At 65.7% G+C, this 25,309-nt stretch carries 22 protein-coding genes and 1 pseudogene; 15 read left to right on the forward strand and 8 right to left on the reverse strand.

Translation table 11 applies throughout. The features are described from left to right. Positions 1–120 precede the first annotated feature (120 nt). From aroQ to aat, 4 genes are read left to right on the forward strand one after another with little or no spacing between them, the layout of a single operon-like run. Positions 121–588 carry a type II 3-dehydroquinate dehydratase gene (aroQ, locus tag DES45_RS22680; RefSeq protein ID WP_114772903.1) on the forward strand — a complete coding sequence of 156 codons (468 nt, stop codon included), beginning with the start codon at positions 121–123 and terminating at the stop codon, positions 586–588. Between the two features lie 27 nt (positions 589–615). After that, positions 616–1,095, forward strand: a complete 480-nt coding sequence (accB, locus tag DES45_RS22685) for an acetyl-CoA carboxylase biotin carboxyl carrier protein (protein WP_114772905.1) — start codon at positions 616–618, stop codon at positions 1,093–1,095. Between the two features lie 8 nt (positions 1,096–1,103). Further along, a complete protein-coding gene (accC, locus tag DES45_RS22690; protein ID WP_114772907.1) occupies positions 1,104–2,459 on the forward strand; it encodes an acetyl-CoA carboxylase biotin carboxylase subunit in 1,356 nt (451 codons plus the stop codon). Between the two features lie 21 nt (positions 2,460–2,480). Continuing rightward, positions 2,481–3,155, forward strand: a complete 675-nt coding sequence (gene aat, locus DES45_RS22695; protein WP_114772909.1) for a leucyl/phenylalanyl-tRNA--protein transferase — start codon at positions 2,481–2,483, stop codon at positions 3,153–3,155. Here aat and DES45_RS22700 read toward each other — a convergent pair. Next, a complete protein-coding gene (locus tag DES45_RS22700) occupies positions 3,152–3,775 on the reverse strand; it encodes a DUF2155 domain-containing protein (protein ID WP_114772911.1) in 624 nt (207 codons plus the stop codon). The genes aat and DES45_RS22700 overlap by 4 nt on opposite strands. 159 nt (positions 3,776–3,934) lie before the next feature. Between DES45_RS22700 and DES45_RS22705 the strand changes: the two genes are divergently transcribed. Together DES45_RS22705 and DES45_RS22710 are read left to right on the forward strand one after the other, a co-directional pair. Further along, a complete protein-coding gene (locus DES45_RS22705; RefSeq protein ID WP_114772913.1) occupies positions 3,935–4,558 on the forward strand; it encodes a hypothetical protein in 624 nt (207 codons plus the stop codon). A gap of 9 nt (positions 4,559–4,567) precedes the next feature. Beyond that, on the forward strand, positions 4,568–5,341 hold the full coding sequence (locus DES45_RS22710; protein WP_170151611.1) for an aldo/keto reductase: 774 nt from the start codon (positions 4,568–4,570) through the stop codon (positions 5,339–5,341). Positions 5,342–5,368: 27 nt separating this feature from the next. On the opposite strand, the gene DES45_RS22715 is transcribed toward DES45_RS22710, so the two are convergent. Continuing rightward, on the reverse strand, positions 5,369–5,596 hold the full coding sequence (locus DES45_RS22715) for a hypothetical protein (RefSeq protein WP_114772917.1): 228 nt from the start codon (positions 5,594–5,596) through the stop codon (positions 5,369–5,371). A gap of 10 nt (positions 5,597–5,606) precedes the next feature. Then, a complete protein-coding gene (locus tag DES45_RS22720; protein ID WP_114772919.1) occupies positions 5,607–6,023 on the reverse strand; it encodes an NADH:ubiquinone oxidoreductase subunit NDUFA12 in 417 nt (138 codons plus the stop codon). Positions 6,024–6,705: 682 nt separating this feature from the next. On the opposite strand from DES45_RS22720, the gene DES45_RS22725 reads away from it, so the two are divergent. From DES45_RS22725 to DES45_RS24885, 3 genes are all read left to right on the forward strand, one after another. Further along, complete coding sequence (locus DES45_RS22725) at positions 6,706–10,410, forward strand: vitamin B12-dependent ribonucleotide reductase (protein WP_114772922.1); 3,705 nt, start codon at positions 6,706–6,708, stop codon at positions 10,408–10,410. Positions 10,411–10,638: 228 nt separating this feature from the next. Further along, positions 10,639–11,139, forward strand: coding sequence for an ImmA/IrrE family metallo-endopeptidase (locus DES45_RS25910; RefSeq protein WP_147282482.1), 501 nt, complete (start codon positions 10,639–10,641; stop codon positions 11,137–11,139). A 3-nt stretch (positions 11,140–11,142) separates the two neighbouring features. Beyond that, positions 11,143–12,198 carry a hypothetical protein gene (locus DES45_RS24885; RefSeq protein ID WP_147282483.1) on the forward strand — a complete coding sequence of 352 codons (1,056 nt, stop codon included), beginning with the start codon at positions 11,143–11,145 and terminating at the stop codon, positions 12,196–12,198. An 82-nt stretch (positions 12,199–12,280) separates the two neighbouring features. Here the strand turns inward: DES45_RS24885 and DES45_RS22735 are convergent, their stop codons facing one another. The 3 genes and pseudogenes from DES45_RS22735 to DES45_RS22745 form a co-directional block, all read right to left on the reverse strand. Further along, positions 12,281–12,640 carry a hypothetical protein gene (locus tag DES45_RS22735; protein WP_114772926.1) on the reverse strand — a complete coding sequence of 120 codons (360 nt, stop codon included), beginning with the start codon at positions 12,638–12,640 and terminating at the stop codon, positions 12,281–12,283. Positions 12,641–13,377: 737 nt separating this feature from the next. Then, positions 13,378–13,656, reverse strand: a pseudogene (locus DES45_RS22740) (glycoside hydrolase family 15 protein); the annotation flags it as partial. Positions 13,657–13,750: 94 nt separating this feature from the next. Then, positions 13,751–14,527, reverse strand: a complete 777-nt coding sequence (locus DES45_RS22745; RefSeq protein ID WP_210210263.1) for a BON domain-containing protein — start codon at positions 14,525–14,527, stop codon at positions 13,751–13,753. Between the two features lie 266 nt (positions 14,528–14,793). On the opposite strand from DES45_RS22745, the gene DES45_RS22750 reads away from it, so the two are divergent. Both DES45_RS22750 and DES45_RS26175 read left to right on the forward strand, forming a co-directional pair. Continuing rightward, entirely contained in the window at positions 14,794–16,716 is a 1,923-nt protein-coding gene (locus DES45_RS22750) for an ABC transporter ATP-binding protein/permease (RefSeq protein ID WP_114772928.1), read from the forward strand. 183 nt (positions 16,717–16,899) lie between these two features. Beyond that, on the forward strand, positions 16,900–17,025 hold the full coding sequence (locus tag DES45_RS26175) for a hypothetical protein (protein WP_281024111.1): 126 nt from the start codon (positions 16,900–16,902) through the stop codon (positions 17,023–17,025). Between the two features lie 195 nt (positions 17,026–17,220). Here the strand turns inward: DES45_RS26175 and DES45_RS22755 are convergent, their stop codons facing one another. Next, positions 17,221–18,771: a Do family serine endopeptidase gene (locus DES45_RS22755; RefSeq protein WP_114772930.1), complete on the reverse strand. Its 1,551-nt coding sequence runs from the start codon at positions 18,769–18,771 to the stop codon at positions 17,221–17,223. 341 nt (positions 18,772–19,112) lie between these two features. Between DES45_RS22755 and DES45_RS22760 the strand changes: the two genes are divergently transcribed. The 4 genes from DES45_RS22760 (at position 19,113) to DES45_RS22775 (ending at position 24,781) form a co-directional block, all read left to right on the forward strand. Beyond that, positions 19,113–19,568, forward strand: a complete 456-nt coding sequence (locus tag DES45_RS22760) for a DUF1801 domain-containing protein (protein ID WP_114772932.1) — start codon at positions 19,113–19,115, stop codon at positions 19,566–19,568. Between the two features lie 38 nt (positions 19,569–19,606). Then, positions 19,607–20,335, forward strand: a complete 729-nt coding sequence (locus tag DES45_RS22765; protein WP_114772934.1) for a class I SAM-dependent methyltransferase — start codon at positions 19,607–19,609, stop codon at positions 20,333–20,335. A 1,076-nt stretch (positions 20,336–21,411) separates the two neighbouring features. After that, positions 21,412–23,517, forward strand: coding sequence for an alkyl/aryl-sulfatase (locus tag DES45_RS22770; RefSeq protein ID WP_114772936.1), 2,106 nt, complete (start codon positions 21,412–21,414; stop codon positions 23,515–23,517). An 838-nt stretch (positions 23,518–24,355) separates the two neighbouring features. Next, positions 24,356–24,781 (forward strand): translation initiation factor 2, encoded by a 426-nt coding sequence (locus DES45_RS22775; protein ID WP_147282484.1) that lies wholly within the window; start codon positions 24,356–24,358, stop codon positions 24,779–24,781. Positions 24,782–24,801: 20 nt separating this feature from the next. Here DES45_RS22775 and DES45_RS22780 read toward each other — a convergent pair whose 3' ends face one another. After that, entirely contained in the window at positions 24,802–25,152 is a 351-nt protein-coding gene (locus DES45_RS22780; protein ID WP_114772940.1) for a hypothetical protein, read from the reverse strand. Positions 25,153–25,309: the final 157 nt, after the last annotated feature.

Raw genomic sequence — 25,309 nt, forward strand, 5'->3', positions numbered from 1 at the left:
CTAGGGAAGCCAAGCGCAGCCTCTGGAAAGCCCCGGTTTTCCCCTTCCCCCTCGTCCGCCTTTTGGCTAAGAGGGCCAGTCGGCTCCACCGAACGGAGCCATCCGGAACGCTCTTTTGCGATGATCACCGTCCACGTCCTCAACGGACCGAACCTCAACCTGCTCGGACAGCGGGAGCCCACGGTCTACGGCAGCACCACGCTGGCCGAGATCGAGCGGCTCGTGCGCGGCAGGGCCGAGGCGCTGGACGCTTCCATCACCTTCCGCCAGTCGAACCACGAAGGACATCTGGTCGACTGGATCCAGGAAGCCGGAGCGCAGGGAGCGGGCGTCGTCATCAATGCCGGCGCCTACACCCACACCTCGATCGCCCTCAGGGACGCCATTGCCGGCAGCGGCGCCCCGACGGTCGAGGTCCATCTGTCGAACGTACATGCTCGCGAGGGTTTTCGTCACCGTTCGCTCATCGCACCTGTCTCGGTGGGAGTGATCTGCGGTTTCGGGCCGATGAGCTATCTGCTCGGCCTGGAAGCGGTTCACCGCGTGCTGGTCGAGCGGGCGCAGAAGACCAAGCCCTCCCAACATTAACATCCTCAGGAATAAGAGGTGAGCCCCATGGCCAAGGACAACCCTTTCGATCCCGATCTCGTGCGTGAGCTGGCGACCCTGATCGCCGACACCGATCTCACCGAGATCGAAGTGGAGAAGGGCGACCTTCGCATCCGCGTGGCCCGCACCGTGACGGCGACCATGACGGTCCCGGTCGCCGCGCCGGCCGCATCCCCGGCCCCTGTGATCGCGCCGCCGCCCGCCGCGAGCGAGGCCGCCACGGCCGCAGCCGCCAAGTCGGCCGTGCCCCATCCGGGTGCCGTGCTCTCGCCGATGGTCGGCACCGCCTACCGCAAGCCCTCGCCGGACGCGAAGTCCTTCGTCGAGGTCGGCTCCAAGGTCCAGGCCGGCGACAAGGTCCTGCTCGTCGAGGCCATGAAGACCTTCAACGAGATCGTGGCGCCGCGCGCCGGAACCGTAACTGCCATCTATGTCGAAGACGGAACCCCGGTCGAGTACGGCGAACCCCTCCTCGTCATCGAGTAAGGCGCGACATGTTCGATAAGATCCTCATTGCCAATCGCGGCGAGATCGCCCTGCGCATCCTGCGCGCCGCGAAGGAGCTCGGCATCGCGACGGTCGCCGTGCACTCCACCGCCGACGCCGACGCCATGCATGTGCGCCTCGCCGACGAGAGCGTGTGCATCGGCCCGCCGGCCGCCCGCGACAGCTATCTCAACATCCCGGCCCTGATCGCCGCCTGCGAGATCACCGGCGCGGACGCGATCCATCCAGGCTACGGTTTCCTGTCCGAGAACGCCCGCTTCGCCGAGGTTCTGGATCACCACCGCATCGCCTTCATCGGCCCCAAGGCGGAGCACATCCGCATCATGGGCGACAAGATCGAGGCCAAGCGCACCGCCAAGCGCCTCGGCATCCCCTGCGTGCCCGGCTCGGAAGGCGGCATTACCGACGAGGACGAGGCCAAGAAGGTCGCCAGGTCGATCGGCTACCCGGTCATCATCAAGGCGGCGGCCGGCGGCGGCGGACGCGGCATGAAGGTCGCGCGCACGGAGGACGATCTCGTCCACGCGCTCCAGACCGCCAAGACCGAGGCCAAGGCAGCCTTCGGCGACGACGCGGTCTACATCGAGAAGTATCTCGAGAAGCCCCGCCACATCGAGATCCAGGTCCTGGGCGACGGCAAGGGCAACGCCATCCACCTGGGCGAGCGCGACTGCTCGCTCCAGCGCCGCCACCAGAAGGTCTGGGAGGAAGGCCCCTCGCCCGCCCTCAACGTCGAGATGCGCGAGAAGATCGGCGGCGTCGTCGCCAAGGCGATGCAGGAGCTGAAATATGCCGGCGCCGGCACAATCGAGTTCCTCTACGAGGACGGCGAGTTCTATTTCATCGAGATGAACACCCGCATCCAGGTGGAGCACCCGGTCACCGAGATGATCACCGGCATCGACCTTGTGAACGAGCAGATCCGCGTCGCCGCGGGCGCGCCGCTCTCGGTCGGGCAGGAGGATATCCACATCGAGGGCCACGCCATCGAGTGCCGCGTCAACGCGGAGCACCCCTCGACCTTCCGGCCGTCCCCTGGCACGATCAGCTACTTCCACCCGCCGGGCGGGCTCGGCGTGCGCGTGGATTCGGCCGCCTACCAGGGCTATCGCATCCCGCCGCATTACGATTCGCTGGTCGCCAAGCTCATCGTGCACGGCCGCACCCGCAACGAGTGCCTCATGCGCCTGCGCCGGGCCCTCGACGAGTTCGTGGTTGACGGCATCGAGACGACCCTGCCGCTCTTCCGCACTCTCGTTCGCAACCCGGACATCCAGAACGGCCAGTACGACATCCACTGGCTCGAGAACTTCCTGAAGACGGGCGGCATTGAGGAAGCTTAAAGGCGTGCTACCTTTAGGCTGATGAGGGCTGACCAGTTCGAGATCACGCCTGAGATCCTGCTCAAGGCGTATGCGGCCGGCATCTTTCCCATGGCGGAGGATGCCGACGACCCGTCCCTGTTCTGGGTCGAGCCACGCGAGAGGGGGATCATCCCCCTCGATCGCTTTCATGTGGGCAAGCGCCTCGCGCGCACGGTCCGTTCGGACCAGTTCGAGGTGCGGGTCGACCAGGACTTCGACGCCGTGATCGCCGGCTGCGCCGCACCCGGCTTCGACCGGGAGAAGACCTGGATCAGCGGCCGGATCCGCCGCCTCTACGGCGAGCTCTTCGATTCAGGCTATTGCCATACGGTCGAGGTCTACCAGGACAACCGCCTCGTCGGCGGCCTCTACGGCGTGCGCCTGCGCAGCGCCTTCTTCGGCGAGAGCATGTTCCACACCGAGCGGGACGCCTCCAAGGTCGCCTTGGTGCATCTCGTGGCGCGCCTGCGGCGCGGCGGCTTCACCCTTCTCGACACCCAGTTCGTGACGGCGCACCTGGCCCAGTTCGGCGCCATCGAGGTGCCGCGCCGGAGCTACAAGCAGATGCTGCGCACCGCCATGGACCAGGAGGCCGACTGGCACGTCTGGCCCCGCGGCCATATCGTCACGGGCGAGGAAGCGCTTGCCGCGCTCGGCTCCCAACCGGCTGTTTAGCGATCGTTCGTCCGGTTGTTGTTGATGATCGGCGCTGCGCCCGGTGCGACCGGCCGGGGCGCGACCCGCCGCGGCTGCGGCTGCTGCAGAGGCGCCGTGTCGATCGGCGGGGGCGGCGGAGCGGTCTGGCCACCGGCCGGAGCCATGATGTCGCCGGGCCGCGCGGCGCCGCCCGGCTGCGACGCGTTCTCGATCGGCGGCGGCTCCTCGGGCATCTCCTTCGGCTCGGCGATCACCTCGGTGCCGCCTTTGCAGTCGACGAGCCAGATGTCGTAGACCGGGTGCTCCAGGCCGTGCAGGCCCGGGCTCGAGGCGAACATCCAGCCGGAGAAGACGCGCTTGGTGCTGCCGTCGGCCTCCGCCTCGTCCACCTCGACGAAGGACGTCGTATAGGGGTTCTCGGTCGGCGGCTTGGTGAAGCAGGCCCGCGCACGCATCTGGAGCGCGCCGAACTGTACGGTCTCGTCCACCGCGACCTCGAAGGACACGATTCGCCCGGTGATCTTGTCGAGGCCCGAAAACAAGGCGGTGGGATTCTTGATCCGGTCCGCCTGCGCCGTGCCGATGCTGCCGATGACCGTTGCGAGGACCAGAGCCGCCCGCGTCCATCCGAAATTCATGTGCTGCCTTACGCCTCGCTGTGCGGCCGAGCGTGGCCGACCTGCGTTCCGGCCTTCCGATAACACGTGAACATTGTTGGAAAAAGGGCAACGGCAACTTGGCCACCGCTGCTTTGCCTCCTAGGCTCTGCGGCCTGACGAGCATCGATCGGACCTTTCATGCATCAGGCCCTGCCCTCGACCGACGCCACCCGCCGCCGGATGGGATTCTTGACCGTCGACGAGACCTTTCGGCTATCGATGCAAGGAGTGCTGATCCCGGATCCCGTCTCGGTTCTGGTTTCTCCGGGCGTCGCGCTCGGCGAAGGGGCAATCCTCTGGCCCGGCACGATCCTTCAGGTCTCGAACGGCGGCAGCATCACGGTCGGGGGTGGGACGAACCTGTTTTCCGGCACCAGGATGGTTGCGGCCGGCGGCCGGATCTCCATCGGATCCCAAACGGAGATCGGCGAGGAAGGCGGATTCACCGTCAAGGCCGATCTCGGGATTGCCATCGAGGTCGGCGACGGTGCGCGCCTCATCGGCGGCGGCTCCCTGATCGGCCCGAACCGCATCGGCCGCGGCGCGCAGATCCTCGGGCCGATCCGGTGCCAGACCTGCACCCTCGGGGACGGCGGGACCTATCGCGATGAGGACCCGGACGAACGCGGCGGCGTCCTGAAAGGCTCGGGCGTGGCCCGCAACCTCGACGTGCCGCAAGGCCACGTCATCCAGGCCTTCGGGCTCTTCGCCGAGGGAATCATGAGGCGCCAATCCTACTTCCACCCGAAGCCGGGCTCCTGAACGATGGCCATGGAGACGCTCGCCGCCCCCGGCCCCAAGCTCGGCCTCGGCCTGCTCTCCATCGGCCGGAGCTGGGGCGTCGCGCAGCGTCCGCCTGCGACCGAGGACGAGGCGCAGGCCCTGCTGGATATCGCCGTGGAACTCGGCATCACCATCTTCGACACGGCGCCGGCTTATGCGGAGAGCGAGGCGCGCCTGGGCCGGTTCCTCGCCGGCCTGTCACGCTCCCGGAGATCATCCCTCGCCGTCATGACCAAGGCGGGCGAGCATTGGGACGCGGAACGCCAGGCGGGCTTTGCCGATCACAGCCGCGACGCGCTGGTCCGCAGCACCGACCGCAGCCTGAATCTTCTCGGCAAGATTGACGTCCTGCAGATCCACAAGGCGACCCGCGAGGTGGTCACCCATCCCGACGTCCTGGCCGCCATCGACCATGCAAGGGCCTGCGGCGTGACCGCCTTCGGGGCGAGCGTGAGCGACCTGGAGGCCGGGAGGGCGGCGCTGGAGAGCGGGATCTACCGGTTCCTCCAGTTTCCGCTGAATCGGTCGAATACGGCCATGCTCCCTCTCCTGCCCGAGATCGAGGCGCGGAATGTCACGCCCGTCATCAACCGCCCGTTCGCCATGGGCGCGCTGCTTGCGCAAGGCTCGTCCGAGGAGGCTGCCCGATCCGCCTTCCGGTTCATCGAGGAGCAGGCGCCGAACGTCATCGTCCTGACCGGCACCGGCCGCGTGGCGCATCTCGTCGAGAACGTGGAGGCGTTCCGGAGCCGTCACGGCTGAGCCGTGATGGTCGGTCTGCAGCGGTCCTTAAGGAAACTCCCGCTCGAACGGGTTCGGGGCCGGCGCGATCATCGGCCTGCCCTCCTTCTCGCGGCGGTCGAAATGGGCCGTCGAGCAGCCATGCGAGCACAGCAGGCCGTCGTCGGACCAATAGGCAGGCCCGTTCTCGACGCGGCCGGCGTGATAGGCGAAGTCCGGATGCCCGAAAGCCAGGCCGCACTCGACGCAGGTCCGGGGCTGGGGCCTGTTGAGCATGGGGCTGGGCTTACTCGCCCGGGGTCCACGGCACGTAGTCGCCGGTCGCGGCCGGGCGCTGGCCGGTGGAAAGCGACGAGCCGGACGGGCGGTAGGCCTGGGGCGTGCCGGTCATGTTCGGCACGAAGGGCCGCTCCCACGGACGGGGCTGGTAGGCGGGCTCCTCGGTCGGCGGCAGGTCCCAGTTGTGGGCGAGCCAGGCGCGCCAGCCGGGCGGCACCTTCGAGGCGTCGGCCTCGCCGTTGTAGACCACCCAGCGGCGCTCGGCGCCCACGTTCGAATCGATCGCCTCGGCCTGGACGTAGCGGTAGTACCGGTTGCCGAACTCGTCCTCACCCACGAACTGGCCTTTGCGCCACGTGAAGTAGCGGGTGCCGAGGGTCTGCCCGTTCCACCAGGTGAAGAACTGCGTCCAAAACTGTTTCATCGCTGCCACTGAGGGGGTTCGTGAATTTGCGCGGAATATGGCTTTTGGCCGCCGGGAAGTCCAGCCTCGGGACGCAGATGAATCGCGGTGATTCTGCCCTGAAGGTTCGAGTCGGGCCGAGCGGCCGTTTTTCCCGGATTTCCGCCAAAAGGTCCGGCGAGATCACGATCTGACGCAGCGTCAAGTCCGACTCCGCCGATTGTGTCCCGGCAAAAAATTTTGGGCCCGTTTGGGGGCTCCGGAGGCCCGACCTTAGCCGGCCAAGCTTGGCCCTGCGAATATTCCTAATCGGATTCTCGAAGGAGTCTCCGAGGCTTAGCCACTTTTCCACATTCTTAACACTTACCCACTATATATAGGTGGAACCTGGACGCTCAACACAAGTTCTTGTTTCAGTTCTTGACGCAGGGCACATCGCCCGACTAGCTTGCCGGGGTGCCGATCAACGCGGCGGCCGGTCCGAAAAGGACCGGTAAGGGATCCCCCGAAGGGCTCAGGAGCGTCAGGAACCACGTGGCAAGCTTTTGTCGCGCGAACAGTGATGCTTGGGATCGACGCGGTCGAGGGCTTGCGTAAGGCGCTCCATCAACGGGGTGCCGCAGTATCAAAAAAATGGGCTGGGGGCGTCACGAGATCATCGTGGCCACGGGGACGTCCGTCCCCACATGTTGAGGTGTGACCTATGCGGATCGAGCGGCGTTATACGAAATCGGGCCAGTCGCCCTACTCCTCTCTCGCGTTCCGGCTCGCCACGAGCGAGATTCGCAATCCGGACGGCTCCATCGTCTTCAAGCTCGAGAACATCGAGGTGCCGGAGACCTGGAGCCAGGTGGCCTCCGACGTGCTGGCCCAGAAGTATTTCCGCAAGGCGGGCGTGCCCGCGCGCCTCAAGAAGGTCGAGGAGAACGACGTTCCCTCCTGGCTGTGGCGCTCAGTGCCCGACGAGGCCACTCTCGCCGGCCTGCCCGAGGACCAGCACTACGGCTCCGAGATGTCTTCCAAGCAGGTCTTCGACCGGCTCGCCGGCTGCTGGACCTATTGGGGCTGGAAGGGCGGCTACTTCTCGTCCGAGGAGGACGCGCAGGCCTTCTTCGACGAGCTGCGCTTCATGCTCGCCAACCAGATGGTGGCGCCCAACTCCCCGCAATGGTTCAACACCGGCCTGCACTGGGCCTACGGCATCGACGGCCCGAGCCAGGGCCACTTCTACGTGGACCACAAGACCGGCAAGCTCACCAAGTCCAAATCGGCCTACGAGCACCCGCAGCCGCATGCCTGCTTCATCCAGAGCGTCGAGGACGACCTGGTGAACGAGGGCGGGATCATGGACCTGTGGGTCCGCGAGGCGCGCCTGTTCAAGTACGGCTCCGGCACCGGCTCCAACTTCTCGAAGCTGCGCTCCGAGGGCGAGAAGCTCTCCGGCGGCGGCCGCTCCTCGGGCCTGATGAGCTTCCTCAAGATCGGCGACCGGGCCGCGGGCGCGATCAAGTCGGGCGGCACCACCCGCCGCGCCGCCAAGATGGTGGTGGTCGACGTCGATCACCCGGACATCGAATCCTACATCGACTGGAAGGTGAAGGAGGAGCAGAAGGTCGCCGCCCTCGTGACCGGCTCCAAGCTCGCCAACAAGCACCTCAAGGCCATCATGAAGGCCTGCGTGAACTGCGAGGCGGAAGGTGACGCCTGCTTCGACCCGGAGAAGAACCCGGCGTTGAAGAAGGAGATCAAGATGGCCCGCCGGGTCATGATCCCGGACAACTACATCAAGCGCGTCATCCAGTTCGCGCGCCAGGGCTACACCGACATCGACTTCCCGATCTACGACACGGACTGGGATTCGGAAGCCTACCTGACGGTGTCGGGCCAGAACTCCAACAACTCCGTCTCGATCACCGACGACTTCCTCCGTGCGGTCGAGAACGACGGCACCTGGAACCTCACCGCCCGCAAGGACGGCAAGGTGCTCAAGACCGTGAAGGCCCGCGACCTGTGGGAGCAGATCGGCCACGCGGCCTGGGCCTCGGCCGATCCCGGCCTGCACTTCAACACCACCATGAACGACTGGCACACCAGCCCCGCCGGTGGCCGCATCCGGGCGTCGAACCCCTGCTCGGAATACATGTTCCTGGACGACACGGCCTGCAACCTCGCCTCCGCGAACCTGCTGCAGTTCTACGACCGCGAGACCAAGCGCTTCGACGTCGAGTCCTACGAGCATGCCTGCCGCCTCTGGACGGTGGTGCTCGAGATCTCGGTGCTGATGGCGCAGTTCCCCTCGAAGGAGATCGCGCAGCTCTCCTACGAGTACCGCACGCTCGGCCTCGGCTACGCCAATATCGGCGGCCTGCTGATGACCATGGGCCTTCCTTATGACTCCGCGGAAGGCCGCTCGCTGGGCGGCGCGCTCACCGCGATCATGACCGGCGTGTCCTACGCGACCTCCGCCGAGATGGCCGCCGAGCTCGGCGCCTTCCCGAACTACAAGGCCAACGCGAAGCACATGCTGCGCGTGATCCGCAACCACCGCCGCGCCGCCCACGGGCTCAGCGACGGTTATGAGGGCCTGTCGGTCAACCCGGTCGCCCTCGACCACGCCTCCTGCCCCGACCAGAATCTGATCGCCCATGCCAAGCAGGCCTGGGACCGGGCCCTGGAGCTCGGCGAGCAGCACGGCTACCGCAACGCGCAGGCCACCGTGATCGCGCCCACCGGCACGATCGGCCTCGTGATGGATTGCGACACCACCGGCATCGAGCCCGACTTCGCCCTGGTGAAGTTCAAGAAGCTCGCGGGCGGGGGCTACTTCAAGATCATCAACCGGGCCGTGCCCGACGCGCTGCGTGCGCTGGGCTACCGCGAATCCGAGATCGCCGAGATCGAGGCCTATGCGGTCGGCCACGGCTCCATGCGCCAAGCCCCCGGCATCAACCCGGTGACCCTGCGCGCGAAGGGCTTCACGGACGAGAAGATCGAGGCGATCGAGAAGGGCCTGAAGAGCGCCTTCGACATCAAGTTCGTCTTCAACAAGTGGACCGTGGGCGAGGACTTCCTCACCAGCACCCTCAAGTTGCCGGCCGAGAAGCTCAGCGACCCGTCCTTCGACCTGCTCCAGTTCCTGGGCTTCTCGAAGGCCGACATCGAGGCCGCCAACATCCACATCTGCGGCGCGATGACCCTGGAGGGCGCTCCCTTCCTTAAAGTCGAGCACTACGCGGTGTTCGATTGCGCCAATCCGTGCGGCAAGATCGGCAAGCGCTATCTCTCGGTCGAGAGCCACATCCGCATGATGGCGGCGGCGCAGCCCTTCATCTCGGGCGCGATCTCCAAGACCATCAACATGCCCAACGACGCCACCGTCGAGGACTGCAAGAACGCCTACATGCTGTCGTGGAAGCTGGCGCTCAAGGCCAATGCCCTCTACCGCGACGGCTCCAAGCTCTCGCAGCCCCTGAACTCGGCGCTCATCGCCGACGAGGAGGACGAGGCGGAGGACGCCGTGGAGGCGCTGACCGCCCTCCCCGCCGCCGCGAAGGCCGCGAACCTGTCGGAGAAGATCGTCGAGAAGATCGTCGAGCGCGTCGTCGCCATCCGCGAGCGCGAGAAGATGCCCGACCGGCGCAAGGGTTACACCCAGAAGGCGGTCGTCGGCGGCCACAAGGTGTATCTCCGCACCGGCGAGTACGACGACGGGCGCCTCGGCGAGATTTTCATCGACATGCACAAGGAGGGCGCGGCCTTCCGGGCGATGATGAACAACTTCGCCATCGCGATCTCGCTCGGCCTGCAATACGGCGTGCCGCTGGAGGAATACGTGGAGGCCTTCACCTTCACGCGCTTCGAGCCGGCCGGCTTCGTCCAGGGCAACGAGCGCATCAAGAGCGCCACGTCGATCCTCGACTACGTGTTCCGCGAGCTTGCGGTCTCCTATCTCAGCCGCAACGACCTCGCCCATGTGGACCCGTCCGAGCTCGGCCCCACCACCATCGGCCAGGGCGAAGCCCAGTCGAAGGCGCCGGAGCCCGCCCCCGCCACCGCGGTCGTGTCCCGCGGCTTCGTGCGCGGCAATTCCGATCGGCTGATGCTCATCCCGGGCGGAGCGGCCAACGGCGGACAGGGCGGCGGCCAGCGCACCGGCACCACCGGCCTGACCATGGGCGCCACGGCGCTCAAGGAAGAGCCGCAGGAGCAGAAGGTCGGCGAAGCCGAAATGTCCAAGCTCGCCTTCACGGCCCCGGCCGCCAGCCCGTCCATCGCGGACAAGCGCGCCGAGGCCAAGATGAAGGGCTATGTCGGCGAAGCCTGCCCCGAATGCGCGAACTTCACGCTGGTGCGGAACGGGACGTGCCTGAAGTGCGACACGTGCGGCAGCACGACGGGGTGTTCGTAAATTGAGCTACACGGTTTAAGCTATAAGAGCTCGCTTAACGTCGGAAATCCGCTTCACCATGTGAGGCGGATTTCTGTTATATTGTTTCTATGCTCACTTGAATTTCTGTGAATTCATGATATGTTCTCATGGACGATATCGTAAGGCTAGGCGTTAGCTAGCTAAGTCGCCAAGAGGTGCATTTTGGCTTTGCTCCGCCCCATCCCTGCAAACCTGACGAAGCGACAGGTGCACGACTTTGCAGAAAAATCTGCAGAGAGATTGGGCTTTCGCCCGGGGGATCCAATTGAACCCTTAGTTGCTAAGCTCCGCGGCCACATTAATCTTCGTAGTCCTACTTTCGCTGATGACGAAGTACCCGAATCAATTCGGGTTGCGCCGGATGGCACGTTCCAAATCTTCGTATCCAGCATGACTTCTGCTGAGCGCAACCGGTTTACCATTGCACATGAGTTGGGGCATCTCCTTCTACACTTCCCGTTAATTAAGAGGATTGACGAAGGAGCAGGGATGGTTGCCACGCGGTGGGTGGACGAGAACGATCCTAACCAGAAGCGGGCCGAGTGGGAGGCGAACTGGTTTGCTGCGGCTTTTCTGATGCCAGCAACTGCCTTCCAGCAGGCACTTGCAACACGAGGTAGCCTCAAAAGTGTTGCAAATTTCTTTGGCGTAAGCGCTCGTGCTGCTGAGGTTAGACTTGAAACACTCGGGTCTGCTGAGTTGATCTAAGAAGTGCCCACCTGTCCTGAGTACCGTGTCCGCCTCTTCCTCTCTGTCGATCTGGTGGGGTCGACAGCTTACAAGGACGGCGAAGGCAATTCGCCCGATCCGCGCTCGCCCTTTCCTAAATGGGTAGAACAAACCCGCCTATTTTATAGAGATTTTCCAGAGACGCTGCGACACACATTTGAAACGCAGTTGATAGGCGCCAGTCTTGGTCGCGATATGCCTGAGCCAAGAGTATGGAAGACACTAGGCGACGAGATCATCTTTTGTACGCGCCTGCAAGATTTGCGACATCTAAGCGTTTGTGTAATAGCATTCCTTAGAACATTGAAGTCTTATGGTGAGAAACTGGAAGCTTTGGGCGGCCATTTAGACGTCAAAGGAGCCGCATGGATAGCAACATTTCCAGCTCCAAACGTTACAGTACCCGTATCTGGCGCTCATGCACCACAGGGCGATCAACCTGACGAGTCACTAGAGCTTGAGGCTGACGAAAACCCGAGCCGCTTTGATTTCCTAGGCAAAAGCATTGACACAGGCTTTAGAGTCTCTCGGTACTCAAGCCATGAGCGCTTCGCAATTACGGTTGAGCTAGCCTATTTGCTGTCCAATGTAAGCCAGCAGGACACTTTACCGTTCAACTTTTCGTATCATGGACGAGAGTCCATGAAGGGTGTGATCAAAGGTCGACCCTATCCTCTGCTTTCTATTGAGGCTGACAGAAATTCCTCACCAGGGGAGGTCCGGTCACGGGAGCGTCTGTTAAACCGAGCCGATTCTCTACCGGTATGGGATTTTTTGCAGGCATTCATCAACCAAGAAGGAATTGAGAGGCCAATTCTCTCCGGTGTGAGAGACCCTTCGACCACAGATGTTCTCCCGTCTCTCTATATTGAGTTTAGAAAAGCCTGGGAAGCTCTTGTAAAAGAAAATGAGCAACGCTCAGAGCTAGAGGAACAGGCTGCCGTAGCAGAAGATGGAGGAGTCGTAGTTGATCCAGACTCACTTAAGGCAATCGAAGAAGCATTTAATTTAATGGTTTCAAGAGTCGAGGGTGAATGAACAAACAGCCATTTGTAGACGATATCTCAGCGTCTCTAGTTACAATGAATTGGTACGCTTCACGTGCTTCTCGCCCGTGAGTTTATGGGTTCTGGGCCCGGCCTTCCGACCGTCCCGGAATGACGGGTGGGGTGCCCCGGAATGACGGGGATGGTGCGGCAGGAGCGGGGAGCGGCGGCACCGGCGTCTCGCCGTCCGCCACAAGCAGCCTGCCGCCGCGATCCATCAGTGCCGGGGCGCGCCAGTCGCTCGGGACGCCGTAGAGCGTCGCCTCCCCTCGCCCGCGCAGCACGGCGGCGATGTCGCGCAGGCCTCGCATCACGAGCCACGTGACGCCCAGCACCGTCACCGGCACGGCGACGAGCCAGAGGGCCTGGATGAATTCGGGCCAGGTGTGAAATTTCGACAGCCAGTCGGCCGCGATGCTGTAGGGCTGCTCCATCTTGCAAAAACTCCCCGTTGCGCGAACGACCACCAGGAGCCCTGGTGGTCGGGGAGTTGAGAAGCCGCGCAAAGTCGGCCGCGATGACCTTTAGGCTTTCGCCCTGGACATGCGTCACCGCCTCCCCGGCCGTAAGGCGAGGAAGGCGTCGTTACGGTCGACACAGACCGCTTTGCGTGGGGTTCTCACGCCCCGGAGCCGGATGCGTCCGGCTCTGCGGTCAGGCTTAGCATGGGGCCTCGGGCGGAGCAAAGCGGGCCGGGCGTCCACCTCTCCCGGCGGGAGAGGTCGGACCGCAGGGCCGGGCGAGGGGTTACAGGTCCAACAGAACATGGCGCCCTTTCCCTCCCCCTTGTGGGGAGGGATCAAGGGTGGGGGTGCCGGCACCGGACCGTCATAGGCTGGCGCTCACACCCCCTCTCCAACTCTCCCCCACAAGGGGGAGAGGGCTGGGGCAGCGCTTCCCGCGCGAAACGTCAGGGGATGCAACCCCTCACCGTCGCTGCGCGCGACCTCTCCCGCCAGGGAGAGGTGTGATGGCGGACGCCTTGCGCCTTCCGAACGGACGCAGCGCTCCGGCTTTTCGCCCCCGCCCTCGGCCCTTTCCGCAAGGAGGAGAACGGGCGGCACGGCCGGGACGACATCCGCTCGTCACGTGGGGAGGCTCCGGCGCCGGCCGCCTGTCGGTGCGGCGCTTTGATCGCCGCGCTCCCATGAGCCATCGCGATGATGTGCCGCTAGGGATTGAGGCTTGCGCGGCTCGACCGGGGCTCGCAGGATAGCCTGTGCGCCGTGTTGACCAGGGCGAGGTGGGGCAGCGCCTGCGGGAAGTTTCCCAGGAACGTCCTGGCGGCCGGGTCGTATTCCTCGGCCAGGAGGCCGACGTCGTTGCGCAGTGCCAGGAGACGCTCGAACAGGTCCCGCGCCTCGTCGTGCCGCCCCTGGAGGGAATAGTTCTCGGCGAGCCAGAAGCTGCAGACCAGAAAGGTGCCCTCCCCCGGCGGCAATCCGTCGTCCGGACCACCGTCCCCCGACGGAGCCCTCGCTCCGTCTCGACGGTGGTCGCCTCGCCTCCTCCGCATTCGACGCGGGCAGCGGGACCCTGCGGCCCTAAGCTGCCGTGGAACGGCTCCCGCTCGCGTTGATGCGCAGGTTGTTCTGGACGTGACGCACGCCCGAGACCGCTTCCGCAATGTCCTCGGCATGACGCTTCTCAAAGCGCGTCTTGACCGAGCCCGAGAGGGTCACCTCCTGGTCGCGGACGTCGATCTCGATGTCCGAGGCGTCGAGATAACCGTCCTCCGTAAAGCGATGGCCGATCTCGTCCAGGATCCGCTCGTCGGAGCGGCGATAGTTCCGGGGGCCGCGCCCGCGATGCCCGCGCTCCCGGTCCTCGTGCGGCTCCAGGCCGACCGCTCCGGCGAGGTTTTCGTAAAAATGCTCGGCCGCCCGGGCGAGCCTGCGCCCGCCCTCACGGTCCTGCTGCCAGTGGTCGCGCCAGGTGTCGTCGCGGCGGTCGCGATGGCGCGCCGGAGACGACATGCCCCTGTCGCCAGCATAGCGGTCGCCCCGCTCCCGATATCGCCACGTCTCGGCGGGAGACTCGCGATACCGCCGTTCGAAACCGCTCTCGTCGCGGTATAGCGGCTCGTCACGGGGAAGCGTCATGCCGGCGCCGGCGAAGGCCTCCCGACCGTAGGAGTCGTAGTACTCGCCAGGCAGGCGCGGGCCCCAGGAGGCTGGCTCGCGGTCCGGCTCGCCGTAGCCCGCATAGCCGGGGCGCCTCTCCATATAGGCCCCCTCCTCGGCCCGGTACTCGTTGCGGAGGTACTCGTCCAGGTCGTCCGCGCCCTGGTGGAAGCCGCCGATCCGATCTCTGTCGATCATGGTAAGTTCCTCCTGATGCCATGCGGTGCCACAGGATGAATGGCGCCCTCTCGTCCCGGTTCCATGGCCGGCGCGCGGAATGGTGGAGCCGTCGGTGCCATGCTCCTCGGGAAGCGTCCGGACAGGGTGTGCTCCGGCTCGCTGCGACGCGGATCCGACCACCCGGTCGTGAAACCCGGTTGCAGAGTCAGGAACCCCGCGCAGTTCGTCACGCTTGATCCCTCGAGAACCACCGGGAGTGGGACCAGGGTGAGCGGAAGACGACCATGACGGATCCCACTGCTGTCGCGCCTCGGCGCACCGCGAACTCCGCGCCGTCGATCGGTCTGGAGAAGGAGTCCGATCTGGCGCGTCCCGCGTCCGTCGATACGGTCGCGCCGCAGCGGCGCAGCGCGGAACCGGAGGAAGCGGGCCAGGGCGAGAACGTCGCCCGGGAGCTGTATCGTCTGTTCCGCGACATGGTCCGCGGCGGCAAGGCGTGGCCCATGATGATCTTGGCCGTTGCGATCATAGTCGTTCTCGTCGGCAACATGGTCGGGCAGGTGCGCCTGAACGAATGGAACGGCGCCTTCTTCGATGCGGTCGAACGGCGCAATTCCAGCGCGTTCCTGCGCCAGCTCGTGGTGTTCCTCGAGATCGTCTCCTTCCTGCTGGTGATGGTGGTGGCGCAGACCTGGCTGCAGGAGCGCCTCAAGATCCGCATGCGGGAACGGCTCACGCACATTCTTCTCGACGAGTGGCTGAAGCCGAACCGGGCCTATCAGCTCGGGCTCATCGGGAAGACGGGCGCGCAACCGGACCAGCGCATGCAGGAGGATTGCCGCCTCTTCTCGGAGTTCACCACCGAACTCGGCGTGGGCATGCTGCAGTCCCTCATGCTGCTCATCAGCTTCATCGGCGTCCTGTGGACCCTGTCGTCCTACGCGAGCTTCGAGTTCCGCGGCGAGGAGATTGTCGTCCCCGGCTACATGGTCTGGATCGCCATCGGCTACGCGGGCCTCGGGTCCGGCATGACTTGGCTCGTGGGGCGCCCCCTGATCCGCCTCAACACAATCCGCTATGCTCGCGAGGCGGATCTGCGCTTCGCGCTGGTGCGCGTGAACGAAAGCGCCGAGAGCGTTGCGCTCTATTCCGGCGAGCGGGACGAGCGCCGCAGCCTCGAACTCGTGGTGGAGGCGGTGCTCCACGCCACGCGCAGGCTCTCGGGCGCGCTGGCGCGCCTCACCTGGATCACGTCGGGCTACGGCTGGCTTGCGATCGTCGTACCGATCCTGGCCGCAGCGCCGGGCTACTTCACTGACCGCCTGAGCTTCGGCGAAATGATGATGGTGGTCGGCGCCTTCAACCAAGTGCAGGCGGCTTTGCGCTATTTCGTCGACAATTTCCCGAAGATCGCCGACTGGCGCTCGGCGATGCTGCGCGTCGCGACGTTCCGGCAGGCCGCGATCGATCTCGATAAGGTGATCGAGGAGAACCGGCGCATCGAAGTCCTCTCCCATCCGAAAGGCTGGCTGAGCTTCGAGAACCTCTCGATCGCGCTCAGCGACGGCAGCATCATCATCGAGGGCGCGACCGCCGAAATCCAGACGGGCGAGCGAGTTCTCATCGTCGGGGAGTCCGGCTCGGGGAAGAGCACCCTGTTCCGGGCGATCGCCAGCCTCTGGCCCTGGGGTTCCGGCGTGATCCGGATTCCGCCATCGGAGCAGATGATGTTCCTGCCGCAGAGGCCTTATCTGCCGCTGGGCACCCTGCGTTCGTCCCTGTGCTACCCGGCAGGCCCCGGCACCTTCACGGACACAGAGGTCCGCTCCGCGCTCGAGCGTTGCGGCCTCGCCGACTTCCTCGACGCTCTCGACACGCACAAGCGCTGGGACCAGTCGCTGTCGCTCGGGCAGCAGCAGCGGGTGGCGTTCGCCCGCGTTCTGCTGCACAAGCCGCGCTGGGTCTTCATGGATGAGGCCACGTCGGCCCTGGACGACGAGAACCAAGCCTCGATGCTCTCGCTGTTCGAGAACGAACTGGCCGGCGCATCGGTGCTCTCCATCGGCCACAGGCCGGGCCTTGAGGAGTTTCACACCCGCACGCTCCACATCCGCAAGACGTCCGAGGGTGCGGTGCTGCTCGCGCGCCCGGGCCGGCAGCAGGTCCTCGCCGGCTGGCTCAAGCGCCTGCGCGGCACTCTGCGCTGAAGCCTCAGGTCGCCCTCGCATGCCTCGGCTGCACTCCAGCCAGCAGCGACGGGGTTGAGCCGTTCGCCGGTTGCGCACCTGCTCCCGTCATAGTGTGTACGCCAGGGTACCTTCGCCGGGATCCGGACAGCACCATATCCGCAAGCGGCGCGTTGTTGATGCAGGCATAGGATGGAGATCGTCATGGCGCTGAGGAACGATGACCTGCGTCGCGACTGGCCGGAGCGCATCGGAAACGCTCGCGGGTCGGTCCTGCCGGGGCTCGTGTTCTGCGCGTTGGCCCGGACGATCGCGCGACAGGTGATCTGATGCTGCAGCCCGCCCCGCGGGACTCAGCGCTCCGGGCGATCTCCGAGGATGCCCTCCTTGACCGACGATGAACGCCCGGGGGCTGCTGCCCAGCTCGGGCCACTGAAAGCAGCCCTGCTTCGTCCAGGCAGGGCTGTTCTTTTGTGCAGTCCGGAAAGCAATGTGGGCCGGTCTCGCCGGCCCGCGACCAGGCCCTTACGCCGCGGGGATCTGCAGCGCGACGAAGCGGGTGCCCTGCTCCGCCTGGATCAGGAACAGCACGCTCTTCTTGCCGTCCTTGCGGGAGGCTTCGATGGCGTTCCGGACGTCGGTGGGCGTCTGCACAGCCTTGCCCGCAACCTCAAGGATGACGTCGCCGGTTCTGAAGCCCTTTTCGGCGGCCGGGCTTCCGGGTTCCACGCTCACGACCGCGACGCCCTTCTGGTCGCCGTCGCCCGTGGTGGAGGCGGGTGCGAGGCCAAGGCCGAGCTTGCCCATTTCGGCGCCCTCCCCGCGCTCGAGAGAGGCATTCGACGTGCTGGGCATCTTGCCGATGGTCACGGAGACGTCCTGCCGTTTGCCGTCGCGCCATACCTGCAGGGTGGCCGTCGATCCGGCATTCAGGGAGGCAACGGTGCGCGACAGGTCGCGCGCGTCGTGGACTGCCTTGCCGTTCACCGAAAGGACGACGTCGCCGGTTTTGACGCCGGCCTTTGCGGCGGGGCTGTCGTCCTCCACACGGGCCACGATGGCGCCCTGGGGCTCGTCGAGACCGACGCCCGCAGCGATGTCCTTCGTGACCGGCTGGATCTGCACCCCAAGGAAGCCGCGCTCGACGCTGCCCTTCTCCTTGAGCTGGGTGACGACGCTCTGGACGGTCTCCGACGGGATCGCGAAGGCGATGCCGACATTGCCGCCGGACGGCGACACGATGGCGGTGTTCACCCCCACGACCTGACCGAGCTGGTTGAAGGTCGGGCCGCCAGAATTGCCGCGGTTCACGGGAGCGTCGATCTGCAGGAAGTCGTCATAGGGACCGGCCCCGATGTCTCGGGCGCGTGCCGACACGATGCCGGCCGTGACGGTGCCGCCCAGGCCGAACGGATTGCCGACCGCGAGCACCCAGTCGCCGACCCGCGGAGCGTCGGGAGCGAGCTCCACATACTTGAAGGGGCCGCCTTCCTTGACCTTGAGCAGGGCCAGGTCGGTCTTCGGGTCGGTGCCGACGACCTCGGCCGGGAGAGTGCGGCCGTCATCCATGAGCACCTCGACCTCGGAGCTCTTGTCGATCACGTGATTGTTGGTCACCAGATAGCCGTCGGCCGAGATGAAGAAGCCGGACCCCTGCGACACGCCCCGCCGCGGGCCGGGCCGCTCGGAGCGCGGATTGTCGTCGTTGCCTGGGCCGCCGCGGCCGCGGAACTGCTTGAAGAACTCCTGGAAAGGATGATCGTCGGGGAGGTTGAAGTTCGGGAAGCCCGAACCGCCGCGCTGGCTGCTGGCCTGCGGGGCCTGGTCCGCGCTCGTCGCACGCACCGAGACGACGGCGGGCTTCACCCGGTCCACCACGTCGGCGAACGACGGCACGGTGGCGACGGGCGCCGTCGCGGTCTGCGGCGCCTGAGCGAAGGCAGGAATGACCGCTCCGCCGGCCGTGCCGGCAATGGCCGCCAGGGCAACGGCGCCAAGAAGTGCGGATCTCGTCGTGCCGAGCCTGCGGGGATGCTGCGGCGTCCCGTCGGCTTGGCTGGAAAGCGTGCGTTTCATGCTATGTACTCCATCGGCTCGTCGGGGATGGAAACCCCTGATGTGATACAGGTGGGGTCCGGCGCATGAAGGTGTCCTTACGGATAGATGAAGTGTTCGTAAGGTTGGGCCAAATCCCACGTTCACCGCGGATCTTTTCGCTGCCGCAAGGGCGGGTCTGCGTCGTGCCCCTCCTTCAATCCTCATGAACCGGCGAGACCCGAAGTCGTTGCGCCCGCCTGGGCCGAACACCGCTCCCGGAGCCGCCCCCGACCATTGCAGGGACACCTCGGGAACGGCACGGAGTGTCGCGACCGGCATCGGTGCTATGGTGTCAGCCTATCAGCATGGGAGAATCGATCATGACGAAAGCCACGGCCATGCCGAAGGAGAAGAGCGGCCCGGAGGAGGCGCAGGGAGACGTCTCCGCCGCCCGAGCCATCGACGCGCGGATCGCGGAGCTGGGCGACTGGCGCGGCGAGACGCTCGCGCGGGTGCGGGCCATCATCCGGCGGGCCGTGCCCGAGGTGGTCGAGACGGTGAAGTGGCGCGGGGTTCCGGTGTGGGAGCATGCGGGCATCATCTGCACCGGCGAGACCTACAAGGCCGTCGTGAAGCTGACCTTCGCCAAGGGCGCCGCGCTGGAGGATCCGTCAGGCCTGTTCAATGCGAGCCTCGAGGGCAACGTGCGGCGCGCCATCGACATCCGCGAGGGCGAGGCCATCGATGATGAGGCGCTGACGGCGCTCGTCCGCACCGCCGCGGCCCTCAATGCGTCCGCCGCCAAGCGCCCGAAGCGCGCCGCAGCCCGCGCCTGAGCGCGACGCGGCTTTCGGCCGGCGCGAGGAAGAAGCCCATGGCCCAGAACATCTACGACAACCCTGAGTTCTTCGCCGGCTACAGCCGGCTGCCGCGGCAGGTGCACGGACCGGACTCGGCTCCGGAATGGCCAGCCCTCCGCGCCATGCTGCCCGACCTGACGGGCCGACGCGTCGTCGATCTCGGCTGCGGCTTCGGCTGGTTCGCCCGATGGGCGCGGGAGCACGGCGCCGCGTCGGTGCTCGGCCTCGACCTCTCCGAGACCATGCTCGCCCGTGCGCGGGCCGACACCGCCGATCCGGCGATCGCCTACCGGATCGCGGATCTCGATGCGCTCGTCCTGCCGGAGGACGCCTTCGATCTCGCCTACAGCTCCCTCGCATTCCACTACGTGGCGGATTTTGGACGCCTCGTCACGGCGCTTCACCGCTCACTCGCGCCCGGTGGCGATCTCGTCTTCAGCATCGAGCACCCGATCCTCATGGCGGCCGCGCACCCGCGCTGGGGCACCGACGAGGACGGGCGCCCGACCTGGCCGGTGAACCGTTACGCGATCGAGGGCGAGCGGCGGACCGATTGGTTCACGAGAGGCGTTCTCAAGTACCACCGCATGCTCGGCACGACGCTGAACACGCTGATCGACACGGGCTTCACGATCCTCCACGTGGAGGAGTTCGCTCCTTCGCCCGCGCAGATCGCCGAGAACCCCGCCCTCGCCGAGGAGGTCGAGCGGCCGATGTTCCTGCTCGTCTCGGCCCAGCGCTGAGCCCGCGCGACCTCGCCTCGCCGTTCACGGCGGTTCAGTCCCACTGTCGATGAAACGAGCCGCCGGGCATCGTGCCCGGCGCGCCCTCAGGCCCAGCGGGGCCTGACGCATCGGACCCGAAGGCGGACGTGCACCTTCCGGATCGATCCGATGCCCTAGCGGTTCGATGAGCCTCTCGTGATCGGCTGGCACACACCAGCCTTCATCTGCTCTCCCCGCTTGCAGGACCTGTTCGAGGGCGACGACTGCGCCCAGGCCTCTCCGCCAATCGCGAACAGCAAGACGGCCGCGGATATCAGTCCCAGAAATGCTTTCATAAGAGCCTCCTCATCAGGTTTCCGCAAAGAAGCGAAGCGCGCCTAAGTGAGGGATGAAGCGGATGTCCTCATCATGAGACGCTGTTGGGGCGCGTCGCTGCGGGAAGGGCAGTCCTCGACGCGGCTCCTCAAAGGCACGAATGCGTCGCATTCCTTGCTCTTCGAGAACGTCCCATTCAAACCACATCAGTCCGGGCGACGCTTGATCGAGATGGACAATCTCTGAACATTTCCGGACAGCATCGCCGGATGTCGCTCGCAAAACCGTTCGATATCATCGCGTCGAGGAAAAAGGAGGCGACGCGGGTCGGTTCCTCTGCCGCAAGCTTCGCCCGCCGAGGCGCTACGAACGACGAGGTGCCCCGCCCCTGTCTGGAGATGTCAAGTCATTGTCTCAACGGGTCAAGCAATTCCGCGCGGAACATGGTGTTGTCGATCATGCGTATCGGGGCGATCCGTTTTCGCGGAGGATCGATCCATTTCGGACACTGCGAAGCTCGGTACGTCTTTGCTGGAACGTGCGGACCAGGAATCTGAGCCCCTGCGCGTCAGGTGGGGCTGAATCGTCGCGCTCGGCGTAATGCTCGTGACTGCCGGCGTCGGCCGGATCGGCCTGGGCCCTGCATCGAAGCGCCAGACCTGACACGAACCGGACCTCGCCGCCCGCTCGTTGCGCCACGGCGAGCAGGTCGCCGCAGCATCCCTCAACCGGCGGCGCCGCGTATCGGCACCAGCAAAATCCTCGAGGAGGAGAGATCGATGGCAACCCGACGAGACATCATCAAATCCCTTCCGGCGGCAGGTGCCGCCTTCGCGGTCGCGGGCCGCCTGGTCCTGGACGACAGTCCCGCGCAGGCGCAGCCCGCATCCGCTCCTCTCGCCGGGCACTTCCATCCCAAGGGCAAGACGCCGTCAAAGTTCACGCTGGAGGTGCTCAAGGAGGCGCGGAGCAAGCTGCCGTTCGGCGACGCGAAAGACTTCGAGGAGCAGAAGCGCGGCCTCATCGCTCGCATGACTGACATGAAGATCATGGCGGATGCCGGCCATGTGGCTTGGGACATGGAGCGGTTTCAGTTCCTGAACGAGAAGGAGGACTTCGACAGCATTCATCCGTCGCTGCTGCGTATTTCCAAGTTGAACAACAATTACGGGCTCTACGAGGTCGTCCCGGGCATCTACCAGGTCCGCGGCTTCGACCTGTCCGACATCACGTTCGTCAGGGGCAGGAGCGGCTGGATCGTCTTCGACCCGCTGGTGAGCACGGAACCGGTCCGTGCGGCCTGGAAGCTGTTCCAGGAGCATGTCGGCGAGGGCCTTCCCGTCTCGGCCGTGATCTATTCCCACACCCATGGGGACCACTGGGGCGGCGTACGCGGCATTGTCGACGAGGCGGATGTGAGGTCCGGAAAGGTTCCCATCATCGCTCCCGTCGACTTCATGGATTTTACGGTGTCCGAGAACGTCTATGCCGGCAACGCCATGAACCGGCGCCTGTTCTACCAATACGGACTCCTGCTTCCCGCCAGTCCGCACGGCTATGTCGGACAAGGCCTCGGCCAGGCCGTCTCGTCCGGAGCGACGGGTCTGTTCGCGCCGACGCGCCATGTGGAGAAGGACATCGAGGAGTTCGAGGTCGACGGCGTCAGGATGGTCTTCCAGAATACGCCGAACACCGAGGCGCCGCGGGAGATGAACACCTACATCCCCGACATGAAGGCCCTCTGGATGGCCGAGAACGTCATCGCGTCGCTGCACAACATCTACACGATGCGCGGCGCTCAGGTGCGCGACCCGTTGCGCTGGTCGAAGTACATCGGCGAGGCGCTCTACCGCTTCGGCGTCGAGGCGGACGTCATGTTCGCTTCGCACCATTGGCCGCGCTGGGGCAACGACCGGATCCAGGAAGTTCTGCGCGCGCAGCGCGATCTCTACGCCCATATGAACAACCAGGTTCTTCATCTGGCCAACCAGGGCGTCACGATCAACGAGATCCACAACGTGTACCAGGTGCCGAAGAGCTTGCAGGCCAAGTGGTACTGCCGGGGCTACCACGGCTCCCCTGAGCACAACAGCCGCGGCGTCGTGCAGCGCTACCTCGGCTTCTGGGACGGCAACCCGACAACGCTCGTTCCGCTGTCGCCCAGCGACTCCGCGCCACTCTATGTCGAGATGATGGGCGGCAGGGAGAAGATCATCGGCCGCGGCCGGCAATTGCACGACGAAGGCAAGTACATGCTGGCCCAGGAGATCGTGAACAAGCTCGTGCAGGCCGAACCGGAGAACCAGACCGCCAAGGACCTCCTGGCCGACATCTTCGAGCAGCTCGGGTACCAGCAGGAAAATCCCGGCCTCCGGAACAGCTATCTTGCGGCGGCGTATGAGCTGCGGACGGGCATTCCGGAAGGAGCCACCGCCAGCTCGAGCAGTCCCGACGTGGTCCGCGCCATGTCGACCGAGCTGTTCCTCAACTTCCTTGCCATCCGCATGGACAGCCGCAAGGCCGAGGGCATTCGGTTCACGATGAACCTGATCACGCCCGACAACGGCGAGCAGTTCGCAGTCGAGCTGGAAAACGCAACGCTCACGAACATCAAGGGCTTCGTCGCCGCGAACCCGGACCTGACTCTCACGATCGATCGCTCCGACCTCGAGCGGACCATGACTGGGGAGAAGACGCTCGAGGCGCAGATCGCGGACGGAACCGCAACGGTCGAAGGCGACGCCAGCATCCTGAAGCAGCTCGCATCGACCTTCGTCGACTTCGACCCGCGTTTCGAGATCATGCCCGGCACCAAATCCAAGGAGATGAGGATGGCGCGTGCCGAGGACTACGAGGCGGATGCGCGCCACACGATCGCCGAGTAGACGGCCTGGAATGAAGCGGGACCGATGCAGCCCGAACCGCCGTCGGCCCCCTGCGTGCGCCTCCGCCATCCCCGGCGGCGCGAAGTGCGGCAAGGTTATCCACCCCCCTGCGTAGCGCGCCCCCATGGGGCCCCCTCCCCTCGAGCGGCTGCGCCGCTTCCGGCCGGGCATGACACCGGAGCACGAGAGCGGCGCCTGCGGCAATGTTCCTCTTTTGTTCTTGACAGTCACGACAAGCTTGGCTATATCGTTCGCATCCGCTCTGCAGGGACGCGCCCGAGGCGTCGGTTGCGGGAGCGGAGGCTGATCCGGGGCAGGAGGTCTCGCACGCCTCCTCAGCCCCCGGGAGCCTGAGCGGGAGACGAGGCCGGCGGCCGTGATCGGGCATGGCGCCGCCCTCCTCTTCCCAGCCTCGCCCGCACCAGGGGCCTGACACGCCCCTGGGGCTGCGCGACGAAGCGCCGTAACGGGCATGGGGACAGCTGTGGAGTCCCGCCGCATGCCCCGGAGCGCGAGGCCGGGCTCTCAGCACGGATCGGCGCGCGGGATGCGTTTGCCTTCCCGGCCCGGGCGGTCTCCCGCCCCCGAACCCTTCGCGCGCGCCGCCTCAGGGCTCGCGAAGGCCGAACGTGTCCCGCGCCTCCCTCTCAATCAGAGACGAGCCAGGACCGCAACACCGCCCTTCGCGCCACCAAAGCGCGAAGCCGATGCCGCATGGCCGATGTGCGTCGCAGGCCTTCTCTGCCGTGATCATCCGAGGAAAAGAACCCTGGCAAACGCGGCCGTGGGCGCTACCTCCCCCGAGGGGGCGGTGTCACGACAGCCGATGGGGCGATTCATGAACATGAGGGTTGTGGGATGTGCGGTCGGGGCGGCTCTGTCGCTGTCCGCATGCAATACGTTGACGCGCGGGACCGAGGAGCCGGTGACCATCACGGCCTCCCCCGCGACGGCGCGGATCTGGACCTCGCTCGGGCACAATTGTCCGCAATCCCCCTGCACGGTGACGGTGGACCGGCGGACCGAGTTCACCGCACATGCGGCAGCGCGCGGCTACCGTCCCGGCACGGTGACGGTGACGACCAAGCTCACCGACAAGGCCGCACCCGGGGTGATCGGAAACGCGATCCTGCCCGGCGGCTCCGTCGGCCTCGTCATCGACGCCGCCAATGGGGCCATGATGGACCACGCGCCCAACCCGGCCCATATCGAGCTCGTCCCCATGGGCCGCGCCAGGGTCCGACGCTCCCGCACGACGAGCTGAGCGGGCGGACGGGCGGCGCCTCAGCCGCCCGTGCTCTCCGGGCTGATCCCGGAGGCCGAGCAGATGACGCTCGCGATCAGCAGCGACCTCAGGCTGTCGCGCTGGTCGCCGAACGCCTTCACGATTTCGCTGTCGTCCCCGAGGCCGCCCTGCAGCTCCTCGTAGACGAGGTCGAGGATCCCGATGATCCTCGTCCGGCTGATCTCTGCCTGCTCGAAGCAGAGGGCGTGGATCAGCGTCTCGGTGAGGAGGCAGTGAGCCGTCAGCATGGCGGTGATGCGGCCGAGCCGCTCCTCGATGCTGTCCTCCTGGACGGTGTCCGGCTCACTTCCGGCATCCGGGATCCCGGTGTCGGCCCTGCGACCTTGCATGTCTACGTTCCTTCGAAGGCCGTCTCCGCCCGAGGACGGCCGATGGTTCTGCGCGCGCCGTATCATTCTTCGCGGAAGGCTTTTGCGAGGTGGTCTGTGAGGGGTTTGGTGAGGTAGGACAGCACGGTGCGCTCGCCGGTCTGGATGAAGCCCTCCA

This window comes from Microvirga subterranea, from assembly GCF_003350535.1.
Lineage (GTDB): Bacteria > Pseudomonadota > Alphaproteobacteria > Rhizobiales > Beijerinckiaceae > Microvirga > Microvirga subterranea.